The sequence below is a fragment of the Mucilaginibacter ginsenosidivorax genome (genome assembly GCF_007971525.1).
In the GTDB taxonomy this organism is placed as follows: Bacteria; Bacteroidota; Bacteroidia; order Sphingobacteriales; family Sphingobacteriaceae; genus Mucilaginibacter; species Mucilaginibacter ginsenosidivorax.
This window is the reverse complement of the sequence record NZ_CP042437.1, coordinates 1,155,516-1,182,157: the sequence shown is the minus strand read 5'-3', so window position 1 is coordinate 1,182,157 and position 26,642 is coordinate 1,155,516. Positions and strand designations below refer to the sequence as shown.

The 26,642-nt window shown below is 42.5% G+C and carries 25 protein-coding genes and 1 tRNA gene; 7 read left to right on the top strand and 19 right to left on the bottom strand.

The window, feature by feature from the left end; translation table 11 throughout:
• Nucleotides 1-20: 20 nt before the first annotated feature.
• The 6 genes from FSB76_RS04710 to FSB76_RS04685 form a co-directional block, all read right to left on the bottom strand.
• On the bottom strand, nucleotides 21-1,334 hold the full coding sequence (locus tag FSB76_RS04710; protein ID WP_147052426.1) for an NAD(P)/FAD-dependent oxidoreductase: 1,314 nt from the start codon (nucleotides 1,332-1,334) through the stop codon (nucleotides 21-23).
• Between the two features lie 263 nt (nucleotides 1,335-1,597).
• Nucleotides 1,598-4,585: a protein translocase subunit SecDF gene (gene secDF / locus FSB76_RS04705; protein ID WP_147052425.1), complete on the bottom strand. Its 2,988-nt coding sequence runs from the start codon at nucleotides 4,583-4,585 to the stop codon at nucleotides 1,598-1,600.
• 116 nt (nucleotides 4,586-4,701) lie between these two features.
• Entirely contained in the window at nucleotides 4,702-5,184 is a 483-nt protein-coding gene (locus tag FSB76_RS04700; RefSeq protein ID WP_147052424.1) for a dihydrofolate reductase, read from the bottom strand.
• Complete coding sequence (locus FSB76_RS04695; protein ID WP_147052423.1) at nucleotides 5,181-5,564, bottom strand: type II toxin-antitoxin system death-on-curing family toxin; 384 nt, start codon at nucleotides 5,562-5,564, stop codon at nucleotides 5,181-5,183. Before FSB76_RS04695 ends, FSB76_RS04700 begins: the two co-directional genes overlap by 4 nt.
• Nucleotides 5,561-5,749 (bottom strand): hypothetical protein, encoded by a 189-nt coding sequence (locus FSB76_RS04690; protein ID WP_147052422.1) that lies wholly within the window; start codon nucleotides 5,747-5,749, stop codon nucleotides 5,561-5,563. The genes FSB76_RS04695 and FSB76_RS04690 overlap by 4 nt, the downstream gene beginning before the upstream one ends.
• A gap of 125 nt (nucleotides 5,750-5,874) precedes the next feature.
• Nucleotides 5,875-6,696, bottom strand: a complete 822-nt coding sequence (locus FSB76_RS04685) for a thymidylate synthase (RefSeq protein WP_147052421.1) — start codon at nucleotides 6,694-6,696, stop codon at nucleotides 5,875-5,877.
• Between the two features lie 435 nt (nucleotides 6,697-7,131).
• On the opposite strand from FSB76_RS04685, the gene ispE reads away from it, so the two are divergent.
• Entirely contained in the window at nucleotides 7,132-7,932 is an 801-nt protein-coding gene (gene ispE / locus FSB76_RS04680) for a 4-(cytidine 5'-diphospho)-2-C-methyl-D-erythritol kinase (RefSeq protein ID WP_147052420.1), read from the top strand.
• 124 nt (nucleotides 7,933-8,056) lie between these two features.
• On the opposite strand, the gene FSB76_RS04675 is transcribed toward ispE, so the two are convergent.
• From FSB76_RS04675 to FSB76_RS04645, 7 genes are all read right to left on the bottom strand, one after another.
• Complete coding sequence (locus tag FSB76_RS04675; protein ID WP_147052419.1) at nucleotides 8,057-8,935, bottom strand: hypothetical protein; 879 nt, start codon at nucleotides 8,933-8,935, stop codon at nucleotides 8,057-8,059.
• Nucleotides 8,936-9,439: 504 nt separating this feature from the next.
• The gene (locus FSB76_RS04670; RefSeq protein WP_147052418.1) at nucleotides 9,440-10,666 is read right to left on the bottom strand and encodes a Gfo/Idh/MocA family protein; all 1,227 of its coding nucleotides are present in this window, start codon (nucleotides 10,664-10,666) and stop codon (nucleotides 9,440-9,442) included.
• A 115-nt stretch (nucleotides 10,667-10,781) separates the two neighbouring features.
• Nucleotides 10,782-11,804 (bottom strand): Holliday junction branch migration DNA helicase RuvB, encoded by a 1,023-nt coding sequence (gene ruvB, locus FSB76_RS04665; protein WP_147052417.1) that lies wholly within the window; start codon nucleotides 11,802-11,804, stop codon nucleotides 10,782-10,784.
• Between the two features lie 274 nt (nucleotides 11,805-12,078).
• Complete coding sequence (locus FSB76_RS04660; protein ID WP_147052416.1) at nucleotides 12,079-12,810, bottom strand: polyprenol monophosphomannose synthase; 732 nt, start codon at nucleotides 12,808-12,810, stop codon at nucleotides 12,079-12,081.
• A gap of 49 nt (nucleotides 12,811-12,859) precedes the next feature.
• A complete protein-coding gene (locus FSB76_RS04655; protein WP_147052415.1) occupies nucleotides 12,860-14,356 on the bottom strand; it encodes a POT-type proton-dependent oligopeptide transporter in 1,497 nt (498 codons plus the stop codon).
• A gap of 129 nt (nucleotides 14,357-14,485) precedes the next feature.
• Nucleotides 14,486-15,412 carry a hypothetical protein gene (locus FSB76_RS04650; RefSeq protein WP_147052414.1) on the bottom strand — a complete coding sequence of 309 codons (927 nt, stop codon included), beginning with the start codon at nucleotides 15,410-15,412 and terminating at the stop codon, nucleotides 14,486-14,488.
• 414 nt (nucleotides 15,413-15,826) lie between these two features.
• Nucleotides 15,827-17,005 (bottom strand): acetyl-CoA C-acyltransferase, encoded by a 1,179-nt coding sequence (locus tag FSB76_RS04645; protein ID WP_147052413.1) that lies wholly within the window; start codon nucleotides 17,003-17,005, stop codon nucleotides 15,827-15,829.
• Between the two features lie 158 nt (nucleotides 17,006-17,163).
• Here FSB76_RS04645 and FSB76_RS04640 point away from each other — a divergent pair, with 158 nt between their 5' ends.
• Both FSB76_RS04640 and FSB76_RS04635 read left to right on the top strand, forming a co-directional pair.
• Nucleotides 17,164-17,445, top strand: coding sequence for a type II toxin-antitoxin system RelE/ParE family toxin (locus FSB76_RS04640; RefSeq protein ID WP_147052412.1), 282 nt, complete (start codon nucleotides 17,164-17,166; stop codon nucleotides 17,443-17,445).
• Nucleotides 17,446-17,456: 11 nt separating this feature from the next.
• Nucleotides 17,457-17,765: a HigA family addiction module antitoxin gene (locus tag FSB76_RS04635; protein ID WP_147052411.1), complete on the top strand. Its 309-nt coding sequence runs from the start codon at nucleotides 17,457-17,459 to the stop codon at nucleotides 17,763-17,765.
• A 220-nt stretch (nucleotides 17,766-17,985) separates the two neighbouring features.
• Here the strand turns inward: FSB76_RS04635 and FSB76_RS04630 are convergent, their stop codons facing one another.
• From FSB76_RS04630 to FSB76_RS04615, 4 genes are read right to left on the bottom strand one after another with little or no spacing between them, the layout of a single operon-like run.
• Nucleotides 17,986-18,507: a hypothetical protein gene (locus FSB76_RS04630; RefSeq protein ID WP_147052410.1), complete on the bottom strand. Its 522-nt coding sequence runs from the start codon at nucleotides 18,505-18,507 to the stop codon at nucleotides 17,986-17,988.
• Entirely contained in the window at nucleotides 18,507-18,671 is a 165-nt protein-coding gene (locus FSB76_RS04625; protein WP_147052409.1) for a ribbon-helix-helix domain-containing protein, read from the bottom strand. The genes FSB76_RS04630 and FSB76_RS04625 overlap by 1 nt, the downstream gene beginning before the upstream one ends.
• A 1-nt stretch (nucleotide 18,672) precedes the next feature.
• Nucleotides 18,673-19,206 carry a hypothetical protein gene (locus tag FSB76_RS04620; protein ID WP_147052408.1) on the bottom strand — a complete coding sequence of 178 codons (534 nt, stop codon included), beginning with the start codon at nucleotides 19,204-19,206 and terminating at the stop codon, nucleotides 18,673-18,675.
• Between the two features lie 4 nt (nucleotides 19,207-19,210).
• Complete coding sequence (locus tag FSB76_RS04615) at nucleotides 19,211-20,068, bottom strand: SPFH domain-containing protein (protein ID WP_147052407.1); 858 nt, start codon at nucleotides 20,066-20,068, stop codon at nucleotides 19,211-19,213.
• A gap of 268 nt (nucleotides 20,069-20,336) precedes the next feature.
• Here FSB76_RS04615 and FSB76_RS04610 point away from each other — a divergent pair, with 268 nt between their 5' ends.
• From FSB76_RS04610 to FSB76_RS04595, 4 genes are all read left to right on the top strand, one after another.
• On the top strand, nucleotides 20,337-22,406 hold the full coding sequence (locus FSB76_RS04610) for an HD family phosphohydrolase (RefSeq protein WP_147052406.1): 2,070 nt from the start codon (nucleotides 20,337-20,339) through the stop codon (nucleotides 22,404-22,406).
• Nucleotides 22,407-22,488: 82 nt separating this feature from the next.
• Nucleotides 22,489-22,575, top strand: a tRNA-Ser gene (locus FSB76_RS04605).
• A 250-nt stretch (nucleotides 22,576-22,825) separates the two neighbouring features.
• Entirely contained in the window at nucleotides 22,826-24,079 is a 1,254-nt protein-coding gene (locus FSB76_RS04600) for a site-specific integrase (protein ID WP_147052405.1), read from the top strand.
• Between the two features lie 308 nt (nucleotides 24,080-24,387).
• Nucleotides 24,388-24,660 carry a hypothetical protein gene (locus FSB76_RS04595; protein WP_147052404.1) on the top strand — a complete coding sequence of 91 codons (273 nt, stop codon included), beginning with the start codon at nucleotides 24,388-24,390 and terminating at the stop codon, nucleotides 24,658-24,660.
• Between the two features lie 207 nt (nucleotides 24,661-24,867).
• Here the strand turns inward: FSB76_RS04595 and FSB76_RS04590 are convergent, their stop codons facing one another.
• Nucleotides 24,868-25,842, bottom strand: coding sequence for a DUF5712 family protein (locus FSB76_RS04590; protein ID WP_147052403.1), 975 nt, complete (start codon nucleotides 25,840-25,842; stop codon nucleotides 24,868-24,870).
• 42 nt (nucleotides 25,843-25,884) lie between these two features.
• Entirely contained in the window at nucleotides 25,885-26,436 is a 552-nt protein-coding gene (locus FSB76_RS04585; protein ID WP_147052402.1) for a BfmA/BtgA family mobilization protein, read from the bottom strand.
• Between the last annotated feature and the right edge of the window lie 206 nt (nucleotides 26,437-26,642).

Below are 26,642 nucleotides of genomic sequence, written 5' to 3'. Positions count from 1 at the left end.
CACCGACCTCAGATAACACCTCAATCCACCGTCTTCGGTAAATGCTCGTCCTCGGTTAGTCCTTCACGTTCAAACTTGCGGATAATGAGCCGGGTGCCGCCATTGTAGTTGATATAGCTGGATACCCAGTTGATGAAAACAATTACTTTGTTGCGGCCACCTAAAAGCGATATTAAGTGTACAAACATCCATACCAGCCACGCAAAAAATCCCTGGAACCTAATCTTACCTAAATCGGCGACGGCTTTGTTGCGGCCAATGGTAGCTAACGATCCTTTGTCGAAATATTTAAACGGAGTGGTAGGCTCGTGGTTAATTAGTTGCATAATCGTTTTACCTACGTGCGCGCCCATTTGTATTGCTACCTGAGCTACGCCCGGGTGTCCTTTAGGTGTTTCGTCAGTTATCATCGCTGCCACATCGCCAATGGCGAAGATGTTTTCGGTACCCACCATGCGGCAAATGTTATCAACCTTTATCCTGTTACCGCGTTCAATATTGCCTTTTTCAATACCTTCGGGTACTACGCCCATAACGCCGGCGCTCCATATCACGTTTTTGGTGCGGATGGTTTTGCCACCCTCAAATTTTATTTCTTTTCCATCATAGCTTTCTACCTTAACACCTAACAATACTTCCACACCCATTTTTGTAAGGAAATCTTTGGCGGCGTTTGATGCCTGGTCAGAGAAAGGCCCCAGTACCTTTGGTAAAAAATCTACCAGGTAAACCTTCATGTCCTCTTTTTTAAGTTCGGGATAATCTTTGGTCAGCACGTGATTGCGCAATTCGGCTAATGAGCCCGAAAGCTCAACGCCTGTTGGGCCGGCACCTACCAGCACAAACGTGAGCAGTGCTTCGCGCTCATCTTTAGATGTTTTAAGCAGGGCTTCTTCAATGTTCTGGAGTACAGAGTATCGTAAGTTTAATGCCTCCGGGATTGACTTCATCGGCATCGAAAACTTTTCGATATCGTGATTGCCAAAAAAGTTGGTGGTTGATCCGGTGGCAATTACCAGGTAATCATAAGCTATTGGGCCAATGGTGGTATCAATGGTATTATTAGCGGCGTCAACCTTTAATACCTCGGCTATTCTGAAGCGGAAATTTTTTTGACCCGAAAAATTTTTACGCAGGGAGAACGCGATCGATTCGGATTCGAGGCCTCCCATGGCCACCTGGTACAACAAAGGTTGAAAGGTGTGGTAATTATGCTTATCAAGCATCAGTACATCAACAGGCTTATCGGCCAGTTTTTTTGCTACCTGCAAGCCGCCAAAGCCACCACCAACTATTACTACTAAAGGGAATTTTGAACTATCTGATGTGTTCATGTGAAGGGTTATTTGTGTTCCTGTTTTAAAGTGCAAGTTTTACACTTCTGTCTGTTTTGGCAGACGCAAAGGGGCGTCTGTCTATTTCATAGCCAACAGCACAATACCCATGCCGATGGCAATGCTTGTTATTGTTTTATGATGCAATTATACTTCATTGTAACCAATCTGCAACCCCATCCGTCGGTCATTTTTGGTTGAGGTTGGGCTAAAAAAAAGGCCCCAAATGTTCTTTGGAGCCTTTTAAATAATATCAGATTATTTTATTTTAGGTCTTTTTTTCCAAAGTCAACTATCACCGGTGTTGCCACGCAGATAGACGAGTATGTTCCGAAAATAACCCCGATTAATAATGCGAACGAGAAGCCTTTGATAACATCGCCACCAAATATGAATAACACAATCAGTACGAAGATTACTGTTAACGCGGTAATAATGGTACGGCTTAATGTACTGTTGATAGCGCGGTTAATAACATCTTCCGTTTGTTCATCTTTTGATTTATGATCAAGAAACTCGCGGATCCTATCGAACACCACCACGGTATCGTTAATAGAGTAACCAATTACCGTTAAGATAGCGGCGATGAACGCCTGGTCGATATCCAGCGAGAATGGTAATATGCCGTTGAATAACGAGAAAAAGGACAATACCAGCAAGGCATCATGCGCGGTTGCAACCATCGCACCCAAGCTAAATTGCCATTTACGGAAACGGATAAAGATGTATGCCGAGATTACCAATATGGCGATTAATACCGTATAAACAGCCGATGTTTTTAATTCTTCGGCTATGGTAGCGCTTACCTTCGATTGGCCCTGGATATCGCTATCACTTATTTTAGTTTCTGGTTTGGTTGCCAGCGCTTCAATTAACGTTTTTCTTACCTGTACATCAACCGCAGGGGTGTTTTGCTGGATAAGGTAATTTGTAGTGATGCTGATTTTATCGGCATTTACAGTTTTAACCTCGGTACCGCGGCCTAACAAAGATGGGTCAACAACACTGTGAATTTGCTCTGTTGTTATGTTTTTGTTAGGGAACGTAATTATAAAGTTACGGCCACCCTCAAAATCAACACCGTAGCTAAAGCCACGCACAAATATCGAAATAATACCGGCAATGATAAACGTACCCGAGAAAATGTAAAACTTGAAACGGTTTTTAACAAACGCGTAGTTAGCATTTTTGAAGGTATGTGAACTCCATGGGTTGCTGAATTTAATATCCCAACCTTTTTCAAGCATCCACTCAAATATAACCCTTGAGATTAACAGCGAACAGAATAATGAGGTGATAATACCGATCATTAAGGTAGTTGCAAAACCCTGGATAGGGCCCGAACCGAAGATGAACAGGATTAAACCGGTAAGGAACGTACTGATCTGTGAATCGAGAATAGATGGCAGCGCGTGTTTGAAACCATCGGCTACAGCTATTTTTAATGATTTACCCAAAGCAAGCTCTTCACGTACCCGCTCATACACCAACACGTTGGCATCTACCGCTATACCTAAGGTAAGTACTATACCCGCTACACCCGGTACGGTTAACACAGCACCTAAGCTGGTTAATACACCCATCAGGAAAAATATGTTGATAATAACCGCAACCACCGCAACAGTACCTGCACGGTTATAGTACGCAATCATGAAAACAAGTACTACTACCAATCCCAGTACGCATGATAGCAAACTGGCGGCTATAGCTTGTTTACCTAACGACGGACCTACAACGTCCTCAGATACGATGTGCGCAGGAGCAGGTAAACGACCAGCTTTTAACACGTTGGCCAAATCCCGTGTATCTTCTTGTGTAAAGCTTCCTTCAATTGATGATACACCACCCGAAATTTCGTTTTGAACATTTGGGGCAGAGTATACGTTATCATCCAACACAATGGCAATAGCGCGCTTGTTGGTTGCAGCAGCAGCCTCGGCAGTAACGGCACGCCATTTTTGGGCACCTTCCGAGTTCATGATCATTACAACCTCAGGGCTGCCTTTTTGGTTAACATCGGCCCTTGCATCGGTAATTACAGAACCAGAAAGTACCGGGCCGTTTTCGGCGCCGCTTAACTTAATGGCGTATAAAGCAAATGCTTTTTGTTTGGCATCCTTCATGGGTTTTACATCCCAAAGGAATTTCATATTGCGTGGGATAGCCGATTGTGCAAGTTTGCTATGCAGGTAGCTATTAACCTTGGCGGTATCTTTTAACAAAGCATAACCAACAACAGGACCTGAACCTAATTGCTGCTGACCGTTTTGACCTGGATATAGGTTTAACGACATTACAGACAATAACGGATGTTGCGCAGCCAATTGCGATTTGCCTGCCAAAGCGCTTGCCGAAGTGTCTTTTTCGGCACTTTTTTGCACCTTGCTTAACAACGATCCTGCTTTTTTAGCGGTATCGGTTTTAGCGGCCGCGGTTGCAGTTGTCTTGGTAGTATCAGTTTTAGCAATGGTTTTGTTTTTTGCACCAAGCAGGTTGTCAATAGCTATAATGGTCTGGTAGGCTTCGCTGTTATCAAATGTTTGATAAAACTCCAGCTTTGCAGTTCCTGATAACAGTTTACGAACGCGGTCTGGTTCTTTAACACCAGGCAGCTCAATCAGGATGCGGTTTGAACTGGCCTCTAACTGAATGTTAGGCTGGGTTACGCCAAACTGGTTGATACGGGTATTTAAAACCGTGAACGATTGTTTTACAGCGGTGCTGGCCAAATCTCGCAGATAAGCTTCAACTTCGCTGTTGGTGGCGTTGAACTTTAAGTGATCCTGGTTATCTTTTGTTGAAAAGATAGCGGCCAGCTTGCCATCCGGATTCAATTTCTCATACTCGCTTACAAACAGCGCGATATAATCTTTCTGGCTGGTTTTAGCGTTAGCCTGCAGTTTATCGGCGTTTGCCAAAGCCTGGTTGAATGTTGCATCGGGGTTGTCGTTCGCAATTTTGCGTACCAGCTCATCAAGCTGTATCTGCATAGTAACGTTCATACCACCTTTAAGGTCCAAACCTAATGCAAGTTCCCTTTGCAATACGAAAGCGTAAGTGTGTTTGAATATCGGATATACCGGTTGTGTAGACATTGAGTCCAGGTAAGCCTTCTCTTTTTCAGCATTCCCCTTTGCGTATGCCTTGGCATCACTCTCAACTTTTTGGGCCACCCATGTAAAAGACAGCTGGTAGATACACACAACTGCCAACAGAATGGCGAAAAATTTAATAACCCCTTTACCTTGCATCGAATTTGTAATATGTAATTAATTAGTTTATAAGCTATTTTTTATTAAGACGGCAAATCTAATAAAATTTCGCAAGCAGAAAATTTTAAATTAAAACAAATTGATGACAAAAAATGTTAGCGACGCTCCAGTGTGATAAACGAATAGCTATACTTGTTTTTGTCATCGGGCTCAAAATTTTCCCTTTGCGTTTCTTGCCAATCCCCTGTGTTTAACTCAGGGAAAAAGGTGTCACCTTCAAATTCCTGGTCAATTATGGTGAGATATATGCGGTTCGTGAGCGGGATGGCCTGCCTGTAAATTTCGGCACCACCTACAATAAATATTTCATCCTCAGCGGCGCAAAGTACCAATGCCGCTTCAATTGATTTTACAACTTCGCAACCTTCAATGCTGATATCCTGGCGGGTAATCACAATATTCCTGCGCCTTGGCAATGGTTTACCTACTGAATCAAATGTTTTGCGTCCCATGATAACCGTATGCCCGCTGGTAACATCTTTAAAATGCTTTAAGTCATTGGGCAGGTACCAAAGTAATTTATTGTCTTTGCCGATAGCGTGGTTTTTGGCTATCGCTACTATTATACTTACGATCATTTGTTTTTTGTGATGGTTTTTTCTGAAAGCCACAATTTTATCTCGTCGAACTTTAACTTTCCGGTACTTGCGGCAATTGTCATGTCGTATTTTTCGTCCTCCGATGCTTCGATGTCCCAACCAAAACCTAATAACATTAGTCTCAATAGGGTGTAGGCAGTTCTTTTATTGCCGTCGATAAAAGGATGGTTAATAATTAGGCTCTCGAAAATGGCGGCAGCTTTGTCAATGGGTTCGGGGTACAAGTCAATGCCGTCAAAAGTAGCATATGGCCGGGCGATGGCGGCTTCCAGGCCACCCTGATCTCTCACACCTTCGCCACCTCCAAAATTTTTAATTAATTGGGAATGAATATATAAAACAGATTGTATAGAGATCATTTGGCTAAGCGCTCCAATAAACCTTTATCCTCGCTCATGATCTTTTTTAAATTATTATCGAGGGTTGATTGATCAAACGGATGTGTTTGAAATTGTTTTACAAAATTCAAAACATCTGCCAATGCCGTTTCGGGCATATCATTCAATGCTTTTTGTATTTCTTCTTTTATCTGAACCGCAGTCATAGTCAAATCTACAAATTTTTAATTTCCCAATCTATCCTAACAATCCCACACCTAAAAAATTCTCACCAATGACCAATGACCAATGACCAATGACCAATGACGCGCAGCAAATGACATAATGACTATTATACAGCCACCACACCCTTAATATGCGGATGCGGGTCATAATTCTCCAAAGTAAAATCTTCAAACTTAAAGCCGAAAATATCCTTCACCTCCGGGTTTATCTTCATGGTTGGCAGCGGCCTTGGCTCGCGGCTTAATTGGAGGTTAACCTGTTCCAGGTGATTGTTATATAGGTGGGCATCGCCCAGCGTATGGATGAAATCGCCATAATCCAGGTCGCAAACCTGTGCCATCATCATGGTGAGCAGGGCGTATGATGCGATGTTGAAGGGCACACCCAAAAATATATCGGCGCTTCGTTGATACAACTGGCACGACAACTTGCCCTTTGATTCTCCCTTCAAGGGATTAGCGGGCTCCACGTAAAACTGGAACAGGCTATGGCAAGGTGGTAACGCCATCTGGTTTACTTCTGCCACGTTCCAGGCAGACACGATCATGCGGCGCGAATCGGGGTTGTTTTTAATCTGGTTTACTACCTGGGCTATCTGGTCAATATGGCCGCCATCAGGCGTAGGCCAGCTGCGCCATTGCACACCATATACGGGGCCAAGGTTTCCGTCGGCATCGGCCCACTCGTCCCAAATGCGTACGCCATTTTCTTTCAGGTAACGAATATTGCTATCACCACTTAAAAACCAGATTAATTCATGGATAATTGATTTTAAGTGCAGCTTTTTGGTGGTCACCATCGGGAAACCATCTTTAAGGTTGAAACGCATCTGGTAGCCAAACACACTTACTGTACCGGTACCCGTCCTGTCGTGCTTTTGCGCGCCGGTTTCCAATACATGTTTCATCAAATCGAGATACTGTTTCATTTTTTAGTTCATTAGTTCAGTGGTTCATTAGTTCATTGGTCTTGTCTGTTGGTTTAATATTCGCTGGGATATTGCTTTTGCCTGGCCAATTTTTAGAGACGACCATGCAATTAAACGATATGCAACCAATGAACTAATGAACCAGTAAACCAATGAACCAACTACAAAGAAAAATAATCTGTGTTAACTATCCTAAATATGTGCAAAAATACAAGTTTGTTAATGATTCCTAATCAATCGGAAGATGATAACTTTGCTGCGGATGGTTAATTAAGTTGATTGGGTGAGTGGTTGATTAGGTTAGAATTGGGGTGAAAAAAACTTTGAAAACTACAAAACGAGACAGGGGTTAATTGTCTTGCCAACTTAATCAACTTAATCAACTTAATCAACTTAATCAACTTAATCAACCCAATCAACCACTCAACAAAACGCATGATCCTTTTTCCCAACGCAAAAATTAACATAGGCCTGAATATTACAGAACGCCGCCCGGATGGTTATCATAACCTGGAAACCATTTTTTATCCCGTTAACATTAAAGATGCGCTGGAAGTGGTTGAGAGTGATGAGCTTACTTTTACTTCGTCGGGGCTTGATATTCCCGGCAGGGCCGAGGATAACCTTTGCGTAAAAGGTTACCACATGCTTAAAAAAGATTTTGACATACCGCCCGTAAGCATACATCTGCATAAAAACATTCCGATAGGAGCGGGGTTGGGTGGAGGATCGGCCGATGCTGCTTTTTTTATCAGGCTGATGAACGAGCAATTTAACCTTTGCATTTCGGTAGATGAAATGACCGGCTATGCCCGCCGCCTGGGTGCCGATTGTGCTTTTTTTATTGAAAATAAACCCGTGTTCGCGTTTGAGCGGGGCGATGAATTTGAAACCATAAAACTCGACTTATCAGCTTACAAAATTGTACTGGTAATGCCCGATATTCATATTTCTACTTCTGAGGCCTTCAGCGGTATAAAACCAACCCCGGTTAAAGATTCCCTGCTGGAACTTATTACCGAACCTATAACCGAATGGAAAAAGCATATCAAAAATGATTTTGAAACTTCCATTTTTAAAAATCATATCGAGATTCGCGGCGTTAAAGCGGCCCTTTATGAGGCCGGTGCAATTTATGCCAGCATGAGTGGGAGCGGGGCTTCTGTATTCGGAATATTTGACCACACGCCCGATCTGGGGTTTTTAGAAACGGATAACGAAGTGTTTTACCTGTAGCGTTAAGTCAACAACACTACGTCGTAAGTCTAAAGTTGAATTTTGGCTTAGAATTTAAGACTTTGGGCTAAAAACTATCCGTCAATTTATCATTGATAGAAAGCCTTTACAGATTGCCTGTTTATTATTTGGCCCTGCTAATGATTTGTTTTAAGCCGGGTTCGCAGGTTAACAAATGCCATCCGCCAAAAACAACAAATACTTTGTTGTGTGTTTTTAATAACGAATCGATAGTGGCCAATAAGCTCTGGTCCCTGATCTCTTTAGAAGCCCTGCCAATTTCCTGGAACTTCCCTTTGGGATCAAAAGGATTGGTTGGCTCCAGTTCGTTAAAAATAAAAGGCCTTTTTAATAGTTTCTGATAGTTTGTTTTATAAAAAGCAAGTGTTTGCTGCTGTGGGGTAAGCTTTACAGCCCCGGTTTTCATGATGTAATTTTGGATAAATCCGGCATAGCTTTTTTTTAGATTGACCGTGTCATTAGCTTGTTGCTCATTTAATCCCCACATAAATCGCTCGGTAACAATGTAGGCTAAAAATTCGCCCGGGGTATATTTTTTGAGTAACTCTTTAAATTCCAGGCTATCAGTCATATCGCCGTTAACGGTTTTAATTTTCAGGCTGTCGGCCAGTATTTTTACCAGGCCTATTTCGCCATCTTTCCTTAACGCAGCCTGTTTTGACGCGAAAACCTTCTTTGAAACATCGCCGCCCTCGTTCACGCATACATCGGGCTTGAATGCAAAAAATGCTTTTTCAATTCCTGCGTACATCGGGTCGTTTATTTTATTTTTATCTACATGGTTTACTCCACAAAAAACAATGTGCTTTTCCGCGTTGTCGAAGGTAAGTATGTATGGGTTACTCGGCAGGTGGCCGACAGCATCCAGCTTAATATTAAGGTAGCTGATGGTTGGATAAACAGTTGCCGCTACTTTTTTCTTTTTGCTGCCGCATCCCAATAATGCTAATGCAGCTAAAAATAATAATACCGAACGTTTCATTTTTTGTGGATATGCAAGGTGTAGGATAAGGGGCAAAATTGACAGTTGTTTTTTTTAATAAATTAAGGCAGGTTCCTCAAATTCGATGTCTGAAATAGCATGGAAATCGTTTCTATTTGTAGTAAACTGTACAAAGTTACACGCTTCCTGTTGTATTTCAAAACCGCCTTTTATTCATGCATAAATACGTAAAAACAAGTAATAAATTCCAACTTTTTAGCAACAAATGCGTTATTTATTAATACAAATAGTGCATTTATTTACACAAAATTAAAACGAAAATTTTTGCGCAAAAACTCGGGTAAAGCAACCTGAAAAAACCGATGCCTTTATTTTTAAAACTACCCGGTTCGCCACCGCTCCATCTTTATTTCTGAGGGGTAAATTAAACCAACCAGTAAAATAATTGAAAATGTTTAATTATACAATTCGCGATAAAACATTTTGTCTTACCTCCTGATTCTAACTTCTTGACTCTATTTTAAATAACTTCTTGACTCTATTTTAAAGCACTATCCGTTTACCTTCTTTTATCGACCTTTTGGCTGCATCCAAAATCTGCATCACTATCATATTATATCTTAATGACGACCGGTCGTTATGCGATTTAATGGGGTTTTTAAGCGCTGCCGTAAAATAGGGTACTGGTGCATCGGCCGGCGCGGGTAAAGCCGGTGCCTTAAAGCTGTGCACGCTGTTGTTAACTCTTACTTCAACGCTGTCTTTATCAAAGGTGTGGATATAACCCTTGGCGCCAAATATCTCCATGTCTTTGATGCCGTATGGCCAGTTCCATGATGCTTCTATCATGCCGGTGGCGTTGGGGTACTCAACAATAATGGTGGCATCGTCTTCAACCTTGGGGTATACCGATGGTTTGTAATGCCGGGCCACCGCTGTAACCGCTATTGGCCGCTGCCCCTGCATTAGCCAGGTCATCATATTGGCGCCATAGCAGCCAAAATCATTTAGCGCGCCCGCGCCGTTAAGTATGGGATCTGTTAGCCAGCTCAAAAAATCTTCGCTGCAACCAATCTCGCGCGGGCCCTGGTGGCCATCGTGAAAAACCATTTTGCGGATGATGCCTACGCTATCTGTTTTAACGGTATTATAAGCGCTTTGTACCGATGGGTACCAGGTAGTTTCATAATTGGTAAGCAGGCTGATATAATATTTAAGCGCCAGGAACTCCATGCGCCGGGCTTGTTCAAGCGTGGCGGCCAAAGGTTTCTCAACCATTACCGAAATGTGCAGCGGCGCGCAGGTTTCTACCACATCTATATGTTTGCCAACCGCATTGTAACCTAAAACAATTACAGGTTTGCGGGCCAGGCACATGGTTTTTAAATCTTCAAAAAACAAGGAATCGGGTACGCCGTACATTTTGCCATATTTGGCCCACAGTTTTTTATCGGGTTCGGCAATGCCAACAATATTAACGTTGCCGTTGCGGTATTCGTTTAGTATCAGGTGTATATGGTCGTGGTTTAGGCCGGCTATGCCTACTTTTGGCCCGGTGGGTATTTTTTTCACCGGGATGGTATCCTTTTTTGTTAAAGCGGTATCCTTTCCCAGCTTTTTTGCTGTATCTGCAGGCAAGGCTTCGGGCTTATTGGGCACCATCGGGGTGGTAGGCGCAGGGATGGTTGTTTGCGCCATGGTTATAGCTGCGCAACTAACAAAAAGCATGGTGAAAAAGAATTTAACCCCATGGTTGAACATTGTTTTCATAGTAGTATAGGTAGATAATTGTTCACAAACTTAATAAAAAGCCCCTCAAAATCTCCCCCGGAAGGGGAGACTTTAACTTCACCTCCATTTAAACCACGAAGGTGAGCATCTGAAATTAAAATAACGATGGGTTGCCCCCAAGTTTTATTTTACCCAAATGTTTATATGCACTCTCGGTGCACTCGCGGCCGCGGGCTGTGCGCATTAAAAATCCCTCCTGTATTAAAAATGGCTCGTAAACCTCTTCAATGGTACCCTCATCTTCGCCAACGGCAGTCGCTATGGTTTTTAACCCAACGGGGCCGCCTTTAAATTTATCAATAATGGTGCTCAATATTTTGTTATCCATTTCATCCAGGCCATGCTCATCAACATTAAGGGCGTTTAGGGCATATTTGGCTATGGCGGTATCAATGTTGCCGTCGCCTTTTATCTGGGCAAAATCGCGGGTGCGGCGTAATAGCGCATTGGCTATACGGGGCGTACCACGGCTGCGGCGGGCAATTTCATAAGCCCCCTCATCGGTAATAGGTGTTTTAAGGATAGATGATGAGCGCAGCACAATGGTGGTAAGCAGTTTGGCGTCATAATACTCCAGCCGGGCATTAATGCCAAACCTGGCCCGTAAAGGCGCGGTAAGCAGGCCCGAGCGGGTGGTAGCACCAACCAGGGTGAATGGGTTAAGTGATATTTGCACCGAGCGGGCGTTGGGGCCGCTCTCCAGCATAATGTCTATTTTAAAGTCCTCCATTGCAGAGTATAAATACTCTTCAACCAGGGGGCTTAAACGGTGTATCTCGTCAATAAAAAGAATATCGCCTGTTTCCAGGTTGGTAAGCAGGCCTGCCAGGTCGCCGGGTTTATCCAGTACCGGGCCTGATGTTATCTTGATGCCTACACTCATTTCATTGGCGATGATATGCGATAGCGTGGTTTTGCCCAGCCCCGGAGGGCCGTGCAGCAGTACGTGATCAAGCGCCTCGCCGCGTTGGCGGGCCGCCTGTACAAATATTTTTAAGTTGGCTAATATTTTATGCTGACCGGTAAAATCCTCAAACTGCTGCGGACGTAAAACTTTTTCGATATCACGCTCGGTATTGCTGAGGCGTTCCGGTGCCGGATCAAGGTGCTCGTTCATTACCAACGAAATTAGCTTTTTTTAGATGAAAGCGAAAGATTTTTTAGGTGAAAGGCTAAAGGAGAAAGGTCAAAGGTTTCTTTTATAGCTGAAAGAATTTTTAGGTGAAGGGCAAAAGGCGAAAAGTCAAAGGTTTCTTTTATAGCTGAAAGATAAAGCCCAAAGGCGGGCAACTCCCTTTAATAAGGTAAAACTTAAAAACGAAGCATTGGGTTTTGCCTTGGTTGATCACCTTTCACCTTTCACCTTTCACCTTTCACCTTTCACCTCAAGATCATCCCTCCGGGTATTTCCTGAAAATGCTGTTGAGTTTCATTTTTATTACGCCAAAAATAGCTTCGCCAAATATGCCCGACGACATTTTGGATGTGCCAAGGGTGCGGTTGATGAATATAATGGGTACTTCTACCAGTTTAAAGCCATGTTTAACCGTGGTGTATTTCATTTCGATCTGGAAGGCGTAGCCCACGAATTTTATCTTATCAAGCTCGATGGTTTCCAGTACCTTGCGTTTGTAGCACATGAATCCGGCTGTCGAATCGGCAACATCTATCCCGGTAATAAAACGCACGTATACCGATGCAAAATAACTCATGAGTACCCGGCTCATGGGCCAGTTTACCACGTTTACCCCTGTACTATAGCGCGAACCGATAGCTGCATCGGCCCCATCAATACAGGCTTGCCGCAGTTTTAGCAAATCATCCGGGTTGTGCGAGAAATCGGCATCCATTTCAAAAATATAGTCGTAATGGCGCGCAATAGCCCATTTAAAACCATGAATGTACGCAGTGCCTAAGCCCTGTTTCCCCGCCCGCTCTACTATAAAAAGCTGCTCGGGGTATACGTTCATTAAATTTTTAACGATGACGTTGGTGCCGTCCGGCGATCCGTCATCGATGATGAGCAAATGAAAATCATGCGGGAGGTAAAATATTTTACGGATCATCCGCTCAATATTCTCCTTCTCGTTATAAGTTGGTATAATTATAATACTATCTGGCACGCGCTATTTCTGATGTTTGATGAAATAAAACACAAAACAACGGATTTTATTATACAATTGGGTTATCAGGATGAATTGGAGTTACTTTATCGTCATGAATATCCAATCCTTTGGCTAATACATCATCTACCAGGTAAGCTTTCTCCCTTAATCTCGGGCTTACAAAAAGAAACACTACAAAAAAGCCAAGGCAGATGCCTGTGAATAACCAAAAGAAAGATGCACCTGTAAAGCGGGCAAAATAGCCATGGTTTGCAATACTGTTATTAACAATGGTATTGAAGAACGAGCCTACCGAGTAAGTAAAATACCAGATAGCGGTCATGGTGCTCTTCATTGATACTGGCGATTGGGTATATGCGTATTCCAGCCCTACTAATGAAACCAATACTTCGCCTGCTGATAATATGGCATAAGCAAAAATTTGCCACCAAACAGAAGGATGCAAGCCTTTATCAACCTTTTCCTGTAGTAAGGCGATGATTAAAAAGCTACCCGCGGTAACCAATAAACCAAAGCCTATTTTACGAAGCGGGGTTAGCTTTAAGCCCAGTTTTGTTGCTAACGGATACAAAAAGAAATTGAAGAGCGGTATCATTGCCAACAGGAAAACTGCGTTTACTGTTTGTATTTGAGATGGCAGAATTTTCCAGCCAAAAATACCCAGGTTTAAATCGAGCTGGGTAGATTGCAGTACCCACTCGGCACTATTCATATCCCATAACGACCAAAAAACCGGGATAAAAGCAAATACAGCCATAATGCGCCAAACAGCTTTAATGCCATCAACTTTATCATACCCGTATTTGGCTTCGGCTTGTTCCCAGGCTGTTCCCGGTGCTTTTGGGCTTAGCTTACACATTAACGTGTAAAAGCTTACTGATACAAAATTATCTTTGTTAATGCCCTTGGCCGGAAGCTTTACATAGCTTTTGCTGCCCGAGAAAAATATTAAAGTGGCCAATGCCATTAATATACCCGGTACGCCAAATGCCCAGGCGGCGCCAAATTTATCGTAAATTAAAGGGATCAGGAATAAGCTTACCATCGAGCCTGCATTGATGCTGAAGTAAAACCAGCTGTAAATGGTGCTCATGAGGTGTTGATTGCTATGGTCAAACTGATCGCCAACGTTGGCCGATACGCACGATTTGATGGCGCCTGCAGAAAATGCTATAATAATTAAGCCGGTTTGGAAGCCGGCCAGGTTGGTATCAAACATTGATAAAAGGAAGTGCCCGATGGTATAAATAAGCGACCCGATGAGGATAACGCGGTATTTGCCAAAAAACCAGTCGGCAAGGATGGCTCCAAGCAGGGGTGTAGCATAAACCAGGGTAGAAAACATATGGTTGATACTATTGGAGTGGGCATTGGCTTCAACCGAATTTTCATGGCTGAAAAACTGGTGAACTAAAAAAACAGCCAGGATACTCCGCATTCCGTAAAAACTGAAACGCTCTGCAAATTCATTGCCTATAATGAATGGTACTGCCCTTGGAATTTTACCTATCGATCGTGATTGTGCTGCTGTTTTTTCCTGCATTTATTTGTCAACTTAAAGTTTTGCTAAAGTAGTATAAATCTTTTAAATCAAAATTTTATACCGAAAGTGTTACAAGCTATCTGTGGATTGTTTTGATTATTAGTTGGTAACGTGGCTATAATTCTAAAATTAATGTGATGTTGGAACAAGCTTTTTATCGCGTGCTGCCTGTTTTTTGGGGTCGACATACTGCGGATCGATGGCATTACTTGAGTTATCGGGCACGTTGCGCATATCCAACTGTTCAACGTATACCCAGCGACCATTCTTTAATTTATAGCCATCATAAGTAAGGTCGGGCCCAAAGGTTTCGGGCTTGTTTTTCTCTTTGGCATCGGGTGGTGCAAGGTGGTCAAACACAATGAGGTTTTGCTCGGGCTCGTATCTTAGCAGCATGGAGGCCTGGCGGGCATATTCAAATACCACGCGGTGACGTGTTTTACCGTTGCCATCAAATACCGGCATGCCAAATACCGGCCCTGCATCATTAAACGAAAGTACATCAATTACTTTCTTGGTCGATTTTACCGTGTTACCCTTCCAGCCTAACAAAATGTAGTAGGTTTTGGCGCCATAAACAGGCACTATTTTATAATACTGCGCGCCCAGCCACTTGCGGTTATTTACAACTGAATCTTCGGCGTTTTTTAAAAAAGGCGAGTAATCTTCCAAAGGGTACATTTTTAAAAAGCCGCCGGTATTCATTTGTATGGTGCCGTAAAAACGGTAGCTGCCATCCTCGTTCATGATAGGCCAGGTAAAAATACGGAAGCGGTTATCGGGCGAATTGATAATACTGACGGTTTTTACAGAATCAAAATGATACAGGAACGAGTTGGGTACTTTTAATGCGCTAACCATCGTTTTAATAAACTTATAGTTGGCGTTTTTGCGTACCAGGTCGGTTTCGTCGTTAATAAATGTTTTACCTAAAGTTTTTAGGGTGTCTTCGTAAAGTTTTAACTGTTTAATATGCGCGTTCTCGTCAGAGTGCTGCGCATAGGTATGGATACTCAATAAAAGCGCGGGGAGAAATAAGAGAAGCTTTTTGATCACGGTGTTAATATGATTTTTGTACTAATATAACTATATATTGATAAATGTGTTGTTACAGGTATCGGGAAGTTCATCCTTTGTACCTACCCATGATATGTTGAGATTTACAGCTGCCACATAAACGCTGGCCACGACTCACCCCGGCTACGCTGCGCTGGCCGACCCTCTCTCCGACTGCGCCGCAAAGAGGGTTAAGCTCGTTTTTTTTCTTTTAGCCCCTCTATGCGACGCAGTCGGAGAGAGGGGCAGACGGGCGTAGCCTCGTCGGGGTGAGTCGACTCGCTGTCATGCGATAAACGTCATTCCCCCTTCGGAATTTCGCAAAATTTCACCACTCATCATAACAGTCCTTTTGTCCTATTAATTATTCTCATTCGGTATTTCGCGAAATTTTTTTACCTGCTACTCAACCTACTAACGTAAATTTTCGATAACCATTGCGCTGGCGCCGCCGCCGCCGTTACAAATTCCGGCCGCACCAAATTTGCCCTGGTTTTGTTGTAATACGTTAATTAAGGTAACAATGATTCGTGCACCCGATGCGCCCAGTGGGTGGCCTAATGAAACGGCACCGCCATTTACGTTAACTTTTGCAGGATCGAGCTTTAACAATTGGTTATTGGCGATAGCTACAACAGAAAACGCCTCGTTTATCTCGAAAAAGTCGATTTCATCTGATGACAAACTGGCTTTGTGTAATGCTAATGGGATGGCTTTTGACGGGGCGGTAGTAAACCACTCGGGCGCCTGCTGCGCATCGGCATAGGATACAATACGGGCAAGCGGTTTAATGCCCAGCTCATCAGCCTTTTCGCGGCTCATTAATACTAAAGCTGCAGCACCATCATTTAAGGTTGATGCATTGGCCGCGGTTACCGTGCCATCTTTTTTAAATACGGGTTTTAATGAAGGGATTTTGTCAAACTTAACGGCTTTAGGTTCCTCGTCATCGGCAAACAGGGTAACATCGCCTTTTTTATCTTTTAGTTCAACAGGGCTTATTTCATCCTTGAACCTGCCCGCTGCCTGGGCTTTTTGTGCACGGTTGTATGATTCAATGGCAAATGCATCCTGGTCTTCACGGCTGATGTTACAATCAACGGCGCAAAGCTCGGCTGCCGAGCCCATGTGGTAATCGTTATATACATCCCAAAGGCCATCTTTTACCAGGCCATCAATAATTTGCCCGTTGCCTAAGCGATAGCCGTTGCGGGCTTTATCTAAATAATAGGGTACGTTGCTCATGCTCTCCATACCCCCGGCAACCGCAATGTCGTTTTGCCCAAGGGCTATGCTTTGTGCAGCAAGCATAATAGCTTTCATGCCCGAAGCGCAAACTTTATTGATTGTAGTGGCGGGTAAATAGGGTAGGCCGGCAAATATAGCTGCCTGGGTAGCCGGTGCCTGCCCCAAATTGGCCGACATTACATTCCCCATATAAACTTCCTGAACCTGATCTGGCTTTAACCCGGCCTTTTCAACTGCCGATTTGATTACCAGCGCCCCAAGTTGTGTGGCGCCTATAGCGGCTAAGCTGCCACCGAAACTACCAATAGGCGTACGGGTGGCGGCTACTATTACTACTTCTCTCATGTGTCCCTCATTAAAATTGGTAGGGCAAATTTAGTTATTTTGATGAGAGTAAAAAGCTATGCATGCATAATAAATAGTAGCGAAGGGGGTTTTAATGCCGGCTGAAATTATTTTATGCTTAGTTTGTAACCTTTAAGGTTACAGTGTATATTTGAGTGATGATTGAAAGCATTGCACATAAAGGTTTAAGGCTACTTTGGGAAAAGAATGATGCTTCAAAACTTCCAAGTGAACAGGTTGAAAAAATCAGGCGTATACTTTCAATATTAAATACAGCCAAGACTTTAGATCCACTGCGGATGATTCCCGGTTATAAGCTACATTCTTTGAGTGGTGACCTAAAAGGGTTTTGGTCTGTTTGGGTTACCGGTAACTACCGGATTTATTTTAGATTTGAAGAGGGTAGTGTTTTTGATATTAATTATTCGGATTACCATTAAAAGGAAACAAAATGGAAAGTATGATGCCACCTGTCCATCCCGGTGCAATTTTAAGGGAGGATATTTTAAAGGAAATGAAGTTGTCGATTACAAAAGCTGCTGAAAATTTGCATATAAGTCGTAAGCAACTGTCTGAAGTTGTTAATGAGGGCGCAGGAATCTCGGCAGAGATGGCGGTGCGCCTGGAAGATGCCTTTGGTGTCGCAGCTGAATTTTGGCTTGACATGCAAAAGACATATGATATTTGGAAGGTTAAGCATAGCGGGCGTGTACATGGCATCCGCCGGATTGGACACGAGCCCATCGGGCATGCTTCTTAATATCAGCACCGAAGTACTGTATTACCCTTTAGGTGATTGCCAATCGCTTTAGAAGTTGATCCCAAAGAAAGGTAGCTCCCAGGGAGCAAAAAAGGTTGAACTATCCGTTTTCTACAAACAGGTAGCCTCTACGAGGCAGCTTAAAAGGGTATTATTTTGTAAAGGTCAAACGTTTGTTGCTGAAAAAGTTTAAAAGCAATCTCCCTGGCATAGTAATAGTTTAGTAAGAACTCTGCTTTCTTCTGCCTTTAAGAATCAAAAGATGCTGCGCAAGAAAACTAAGTAAGGTAATTTTCTCTTCGGTAATATCATCATCAATAACAGTAATGGTGTTCGTCATGGAAAACAGGGCGTTTTTAATGTGAATCAAACTGCCTGAAATATTTGATTTCCATTGGTAAGTGTTCGACAATAAATCAGTTTTCGAAAAAATGCCAGTAAATCCATCTGCCATAGCCAACGAGGGTGGTTGATGCAGGTAGTTATAACCAACAATTATTTCCCCCAAAAACAAATCGGTGTTATCATAAATTATTATTTGAGCGTTACCGAATGGCTCAAAATCATAACCTAATTTCCAGTCACCATAATATGAACCTATTTCTGCTGTTTCACGCGCCAGGCCGTCGTATGTCAATTTGCCAAAATTATTCTGGTGATCTGTTAAAACATATTCGCCATTAAACAAATCCTGTCTGATTAAATATAAAGTCTTACGATCTTTTATTTTTTGAAATTCCATTACTCTTTTTTCTTCTTCGCTCCTTTTTTACGCGCAAGCAGCGCCTGCTGCATCAGGTATTCTATTTGCCCGTTGGTGCTTCTGAATTCTTCGGCAGCCCAGGCTTCCAGTTCCTTTAATACATCAGGATTAATGCGTAACACAAATGCCTTTTTTTCAGCCATATCAACTCCCTGCCGCGGCAGCGGCCTGCGCTTGTTTTATTAAAATTAAGTTTACCCCCAATAGCACCAGCAATGGCATATCTGGAATGGTTTTCAGCTTATCCAGGTCTACCGATACCTCAAATGGTTTTTTGAAACCCCACATAGCCGTTTTTACACTTAAAATGTCGCCATATTGATCGCTTGTTAGGCTAAAGGTGCGTGTAAAAAGCTTCTTGTATGCATATATGGCATCAAAACCATTATTCATGCTCAGTTTCACCTTGCGTGTTAATATTTCCGGCGTTACTTCCCCCAGTTCAATATCATAGGTATCCTTTATCAATAAAGTGCGGCTGAAAAAGGCTTTGCGTTTTATCACCCACGTTTTTTGTGCCGACTCCAATATCATCGTGGTTTTCCAGATGTTGCCGTAGCTTAGTTTGCCATAGCTAAACTGACCGTCGCTCAATTCAAAGGATGGCCTGAAAAAGCCATTCCTAATGATGATAAGCTGGTTGGTGCGTAGCTGGTCAAAACTCCTAAATTGCTCCATGGTATTAATGATATAAGGTGCCTGTGTTTACAACCGGGTTAACGCTCCTGTCGCCACATAATACAACCAGCAGGTTACTAACCATAGCTGCTTTCCGTTCTTCGTCAAGCTCCACTATGTTTTTTTCTGATAGCTTATTTAGCGCCATCTCCACCATACCTACAGCTCCCTCAACAATAAGCCTGCGGGCGGCAATAATAGCCGAAGCCTGTTGTACCTGTAACATAGAGTGTGCAATTTCGGGCGCGTAGGCCAGGTGCGATATCCGTGCTTCCAGTACTTCAATACCGGCGCGGTCGAGCCTTTCGTTTAGTTCTTTTTCCAGCAAAAGACTTACCTGCTCGGCACCGCCGCGTAAGGTAATGGTGGCTGTTTCATCTTCCAGGTTATCATACGGGAACGAATTGGCCAGGTGCCTTACGGCAGCTTCGCTTTGTATGTTTACGTACTGGATATAATTTTCCACGGCGAACACAGCGCTGGCGGTATCCTTTATCTGCCATACAATTACCGCGGCAATTTCAATTGGGTTACCAATGCTATCGTTAACTTTTAATTGCTGCCCGTTAAGGTTAAATGCCCTTAATGAAACTTTTCTTTTTACGGTAAAAGGGTTTACCCAAAAAAAGCCGTCTTTTTTTACGGTGCCCACATATTTACCAAAAAGGGTAAGCACTTTTGATTCGTTGGGGTTTACTATAACCAGGCCGGGTAGTATAAAGATAAAACCCAGTACGCCTAAAATGGCGCCTACAGGTTCTTCGCCAATAAATAAGCAAACAGCAGCTACAGCCAATACAACAAGCAGTAAGGCAAAAGCCGCAAAGCCAGAAGGAGGGTTGATGGTTTTTTCAGAGTCCATGGTGATTTAGTTTGATTTTAAAATGATATCACAAAGATATCATTTTTTAATTTGTAAAAACAAATTAAAAAGAGAGTCAAGAGTTAAGAATCAAGAGTCAAGATGAAAAGGCGTAATTTGAGAAATCAGGCATAATGTAAATAAGGCTTGCAGGATGCCCGGCTTATAAGTTCCTGTCTTGATTCTTGACTCTTGATTCTTGACTCTGATTGACTCTCATTCTTAACTCTCACACAAAAAACTTATTTTTGTGCGGTTAATTACATACATGGCAAAACTATCTACCTCGCGGCAAAAAGCCTTAATGCGCAAATATGCCCGCAACGTTAAGTTTTTGATGATGCTGGTGAGCATCTGCCTTATCGTTTTCTTTTTACCCAAGCAGGCTAAATTTAGTTATGAGTACGAAAAAGGACGCATCTGGAACCAAAAGGACCTGGTATCGCCCTATAATTTTGCTATCCTGAAAACCCCACAGGAAATTGATAACGAAAAGAAGACTGCTTACGAAAGCATTACCCCGGTATACCAGCTTGACGCTGCCGCGGGAGGCCAGCAGATAGACGGTTTTAAAACTGATTTGGAAATCAAGTGGCATAACGCGGGGATTAATGATAAACTTAAATCGAAATATATTGATGCCGGAATAGCCTTGTTAACAAATTTGTATGAAACAGGCATTTTAAAACTCAATGATAAATACCTGCAACATACCAACAACTATCCCATTACTATTTTAAATAAAAACGTAGCAACCGATAAAAACACCAATACCCTTTTCACTAAAGAAAGCGCCCTGGCTTATTGCGATAAGGTATTGAGTAAGCGAACAGATATTGACAGGGCTTTTATGCTCGATTTGTTGCAAAACCGCATCCAGAATAATTTAAGCTATGATGATAACCTTACCGTAAGGCTGGAAAAAGAAGTGTACGACGGCCTGTCTATCACCCGCGGAATGGTACAAAAGGGTGAGGTAATAGTTTATAAAGGCTCTATTATTAATGATGATGTTTATCAAAAACTTGAATCGTATAAAAAGGCTTTTGAAAATAATGCCCGCGTAAACGGTAACCACGTATTGGTGCTGCTTGGGCAGTTTTTGCTGGTATCTATAGCCATATCGTTACTCATGATATTCCTTTACCTTTTTCGTAAGGATATTTATGCCGATAACCGCCTGGTAAGTTTAATATTGCTGGTAATTACGGCCATGCTGGCCACGCTGTCGGCCGCTATTAAATTCCAGTTCCCGGTAAACCTTTATTACATACCGTATTGTATAGTGCCAATCATCATCCGCATTTTGTTTGATACCCGTTTGGCGCTTAATATTCATTTGCTGGTGGTTTTAATTGCGGGCTTTTTTGTGCCCAATAGCTTTGAATTTGCTTACTATGAAATAACCGCCGGAATGGTGTCTATTTATAGTATCAAAAATCTTATCCGCCGCGAGCAGTTCCTTATTTCGGCCGGCATTATCGTGTTCACCTATTCTGTGGCTTTCCTGGGCATTTCGTTTATCAGGGAAGGTACCTTCCTGGAGATTGACTGGATGGATTTTTTGCCTTTTGTAGTGAGCGTGCTGCTTACCCTGCTGGCCTACCCAATGATTTATATTTTTGAGAAGATATTTTCGCTTACCTCGGATATTACGCTTATCGAGCTTACAAACACCAACGCGCCTTTACTGCGCGAACTGGCGTTTACGGCACCTGGCACCTTTCAGCATTCGTTACAGGTAGCTAATTTGGCCGAGAATGCCATTTATAGTATAGGAGGCAACGCGTTACTGGTTAGGGCCGGTGCCTTGTACCACGATATTGGTAAAATGGAAAACCCGCTGTTTTTTATTGAAAACCAAACCTCGGGTTTTAACCCTCATGATAAGTTGCCTTATGAAGAGAGTGCGCAGGTAATTATTCGTCACGTAAGCAAAGGGATTGAGATGGCGCGTAAAGCAAACCTGCCCGAAGTTATTATCGATTTTATCCGTACCCACCATGGTAATACCCGGGTTGACTATTTTTACCAGTCGTCATTGAAGAATTTTCCCGAAAAATTCATCAACGAGAACATTTTTAGGTACCCCGGGCCTATCCCTTTCACCAAAGAGGCCGGCGTTTTGATGCTTGCCGACTCGGTTGAGGCCGCTTCGCGCTCATTAAAGGAGCCTGATGAAGAATCGATAAGTGTTTTGGTAGATAGGATTGTAAAATATAAGCTGGATCAGAACCAGTTGAAAGACAGTAATATAACCTTGAAAGATATAGAAACCATTAAAGAAATATTTAAGCGAATGCTGATGAGCATTTACCACGTGCGGATAGATTATTAAAAATCCGAACTTTTTTTTTGACGGGAAACATGAATTACTATATTTGCAATCCCGAAAACGGGGGACAAGTTTAAAAAATACTGGTGAGGTGCCTGAGAGGCCGAAAGGATCAGTTTGCTAAACTGACGTACGGGAAACTGTACCGAGGGTTCGAATCCCTCCCTCACCGCTGATTGAATAGTCAAAAAACACCAAAAGCCTGTAAATCATAGATTTACAGGCTTTTTTGTTGCCGTGAGTTAACCAAAACATACACGAATTCGCAAAGAAAATGAGCGACATCCATGGCGTCTTTTTTTCATCAAAAAAAGACGCCATGTAAATGATGTAATAATCTGATTTACAACATGTTCGATCATTAAACATCTTGACTTTTTGCCGCTGCATTTCGATATTTATTCACTTAAAAATCTTTCGTTATGTTAGAAAAAAGTTTAGGCTTAATGTTTTTTTTAAAACAGCCAAGAAATTATGATGGGGGTGAAATGTATATCTACCTCAAGATTACTGTAGACGGTGTTTCCAAAGACGTTTCTATTAAACGTTCCTGGCTTCCTTCCAGATGGAATTCAAAAGGGAACCGTGCCATCGGCAATAAAGAAGATGCAAAAGCACTTAACGAGTTCCTTGATGTTATGCAAAATAAAGCGTACGATGCGAGGAAGCATTTGATCGACCGGGGTAAAGTGGTAACATCTTTAGCAATAGTAGAATTGTTATCCGGGATTAATGAGCGGAAGTGGATGTTGCTTTTGTTGTTCGAAGTGCATAACAAAGACTTAAAGAAAATGATTGGTAAAGGTGTCGCTAAAGGGACTTATACTAATTTTAACACATCCTATAAACATACCTGCAAATTTATTAAGGTCATCTATAAAGTTGACGATATCAATATCCGCTCACTGGACTTGGAATTCATTAAGAAGCTATATAACTGGTATCGTACAGATTTAGAACTTAACCATAATTCAGCATTGAAAAACATTGCCAATATGAAAAAGATTGTATTGGATTGCGTGGATAACGGATGGCTGGTAGGGGATCCATTCGCCAAGTTTGAGATGACAAGAGAAGATGTGGATACTGTCTACCTGGATAAAGAAGAAATTCAGCGAATAGCATCTAAAAACATCCAGAATGAACGATTGTCCCGAGTAAGAGATCTGTTCGTCTTTTGTTGTTTTACCGGTCTTTCCTTCATTGATGTCAAGCAATTGAAACGTTCCGAAGTAACCTTGGCCCATAACAGTGAACTAAGAATTTATAAGAACAGGCAAAAGACAGGGACACCGGCAGCGATACCACTATTGCCAATTGCACTTCTGATTTTAAAAAAATACCAGGATGATGCGACGTGTTTAGCAAAAGATATGCTATTACCAGTGTTGAGTAACCAAAAGTATAATTCATATCTAAAAGAAATTGCTGATACCTGTAAGGTAAATAAGGAACTTACTTCCAAAATGGCCAGAAATTCATTCGCTACAACGGTGACTTTAGCAAATAATGTTCCAATGGAAACCATCAGTAAAATGATGGGACACAAGAGTCTAAAGCAAACACAGCATTATGCCAAGGTACTGGCTATCAAGGTAACCGAAGACATGGTCACGCTGAAGAAAACGTTGGCTAAAAAGAAATTTATTCCTGACCAAAAGATTATGTTAGGTTAGTTAATATGGTCCCATCAACTATTGATTAAAGTTTGAATTATCGAAAATGATGGTTCCTGATGAATTCAATTTCAACAAAATCTGTTGTATCAAAAGTCAAAGAAATATGTTTGGCGAAGATATCATATGGCTCAGCAATATTACCATAATGACTTTAGAGAAAGCGTTCGTAAGTAACATTGAACGGTTCCTGACGATTTTAAATTGCGCCTTAGGTATGACGAATTTAAAAACTTGCTATTCCATTTTGGAAGAGCAAGTTGGGACGTGCATCTTGCTAATAATACAAAAGAACTCATATCAATCCTATGGAAAAATGGTTTGGAGACTTAGAAGAGATAAAGCAGGCTCACAAAGAAACCAATAAATTTTACTTTGCGAGTGCCCTTTCATCGAAAGGGCATTCGCTGTTTTATAGGTCAATAGTCCCAATCGAATTTGCGCACACCCAGTCATTGCACCGCTTAAACAACCGGAGCTTAAAGCAGGAAAACGGTCAAGGGCGGGGCAAGCCAAAAAACAAACAACCCTGCCCCGTTTATATACCCTTTACCGTTTTCCTGCGTGAGCTAATTTTGTGACCGCGGTGCTGTGACTAACCGATAACCCGCGCGCGGGGGAGGCAGGTGTGTATGAGGAACGAATGCACTCCTGTGCGACGGCGAGGCTGGCGGCGTAATGGAACCCGGAGCGAAGCGCGTGGTGTAATGAAGCCACCTGCCGCAGCTGCAAGGCCACTTTCCTCTGTCAAAAAAAATATCTATTTGTTATAGCATCAGTGCCCTTGTTCAACGCGACACCTGTTGGCCCTGGTATTTTTTCTTTCGTTTTTTCTTTTTCTGCATCTCGCTTTCCGGGACAATATTAGCACCACCTGTATATATTGGTTCCAGCATCACTTCCAGGAAACTTATCGTTGTTTTACCAACTGCCGAAAGCATACTGGCCGACGTTGCAAAAAGACCATCTGCTACACCCCGGGCAAGTTCATTAGCAACCGACCTGCTTTGATAATTACGCGAAGCTCCTTCGGCCAACACACCTAATTGTTCCCGCTGTGATAACTCGCCATTCTTCTGAACATTGGCATATGCCATCGTATCTTTAAGCTGCCTGTCAAATCCAAACAGGCTGTCAAAAAGAGATTCACCGCTCTGTTTAAATGCCACCCGGTCAAACTGCCCCATCTTTTTAGAATGCTCTGCATTTTTACCTCTTGAGGTATTCATCGGGCTAAGCTTGATCTTATTGGTTATATCCTTACGGCTTACGATAACCTGAACATGCATTTGCTCACCCTCTTTACGTTCGCCCCGCTGTTTCAAACCTTGTTTTACCTCCGGGTCGGTATAGCTGTAGTAACGGTAGTTTTCCAGCTTAGCGAACCATAACAAGTCTTCGTTATTATTCACACCATCCCGGTTAAAGTTTTTTGCGTAGGCATCCATCACCCTGACTGCAAAGCCTTTCATTTGTTCTTTAGCACCCTCCTCGCCATACTGTTCTTTCAGAAACCTGATCTCTTTCTGGCTCGGGCTGATATTGACCAGGAAGAACTTAGCATCGTCTTTGCCCAGCTTGGCAACATTATTATCGATACTGCGCATGACCTCATAAGGCTCGATCCTGATCTTCTGTCCGTTAAACCAGTATTCTGGTTCCTGCTTATGACCAATCCTGTTTTCTTTTTCCAGATAATTTACCAGTCCCGCACTGCTTCCTTTATTCGCCGCTTCTTTGCTGTCTGTAATATTGATAAACATATTGCCCCCTAACCCCCTACAAGGGAGCGTTAAAATACATGATTAAAGTAAACTGACCTGTGACCTGGTAACAGTTATCAGCTCATCTTTTTCCCTGGCCGATGTCATCATCCCGAAAGCCTCCCTGGATTTGATATAACCGTCAAGGATAAACAGGAACTGTTTTTTTAGGTGTTCCTTGCTCTTTTGGTTTTTCGAAATCGTTTCCATTAATGCATCTACTCCTGTTAACTTTTGCGCCAGGGCATGCTGATTATTTAACAAGTCTGTATTCGCCTTAAGAATTTGCGTATTAAAACGTTCGATGATTTTGGTTTGTGATACCGATACCCTGTCCATTTCCGTTTTGATTGGAATGAGCAGCATATTCTCCTGGTTTCGGATAAAACCGATATACTGCTGGTGGTTCTTCATCAGTGCATTTTTTAATAATTCATCATTCAGGTCCAGGGGATCTTTCTTGCTTTTATAAAAGTAATCGACCATCTGGATAAACACTTGCCGCTTTGTCCTGCCCAGTTTGAGGGCAATCTTTTCAAACTTCTGATCTACCGTAACCGGGTATCTCACTGATCTCACATTGATATCTTCCATGTTCATATTTTCAAACCAACCAAATAGCTGTCTATGCAGCTATGCCTTTATTCCTATATACAGGATACCGCCGAGTATCCTGTTTTCTTTTATTTCACAGGCGCAAACGCCCTAAAGTATCCCCGGAGGATACGTAAAACCCCCGTAGCGAAGCGTAGGGCAAGCAAAGTAGGGCTCTGCCCAACTTCCGCTTGCTCCCTCCGCTT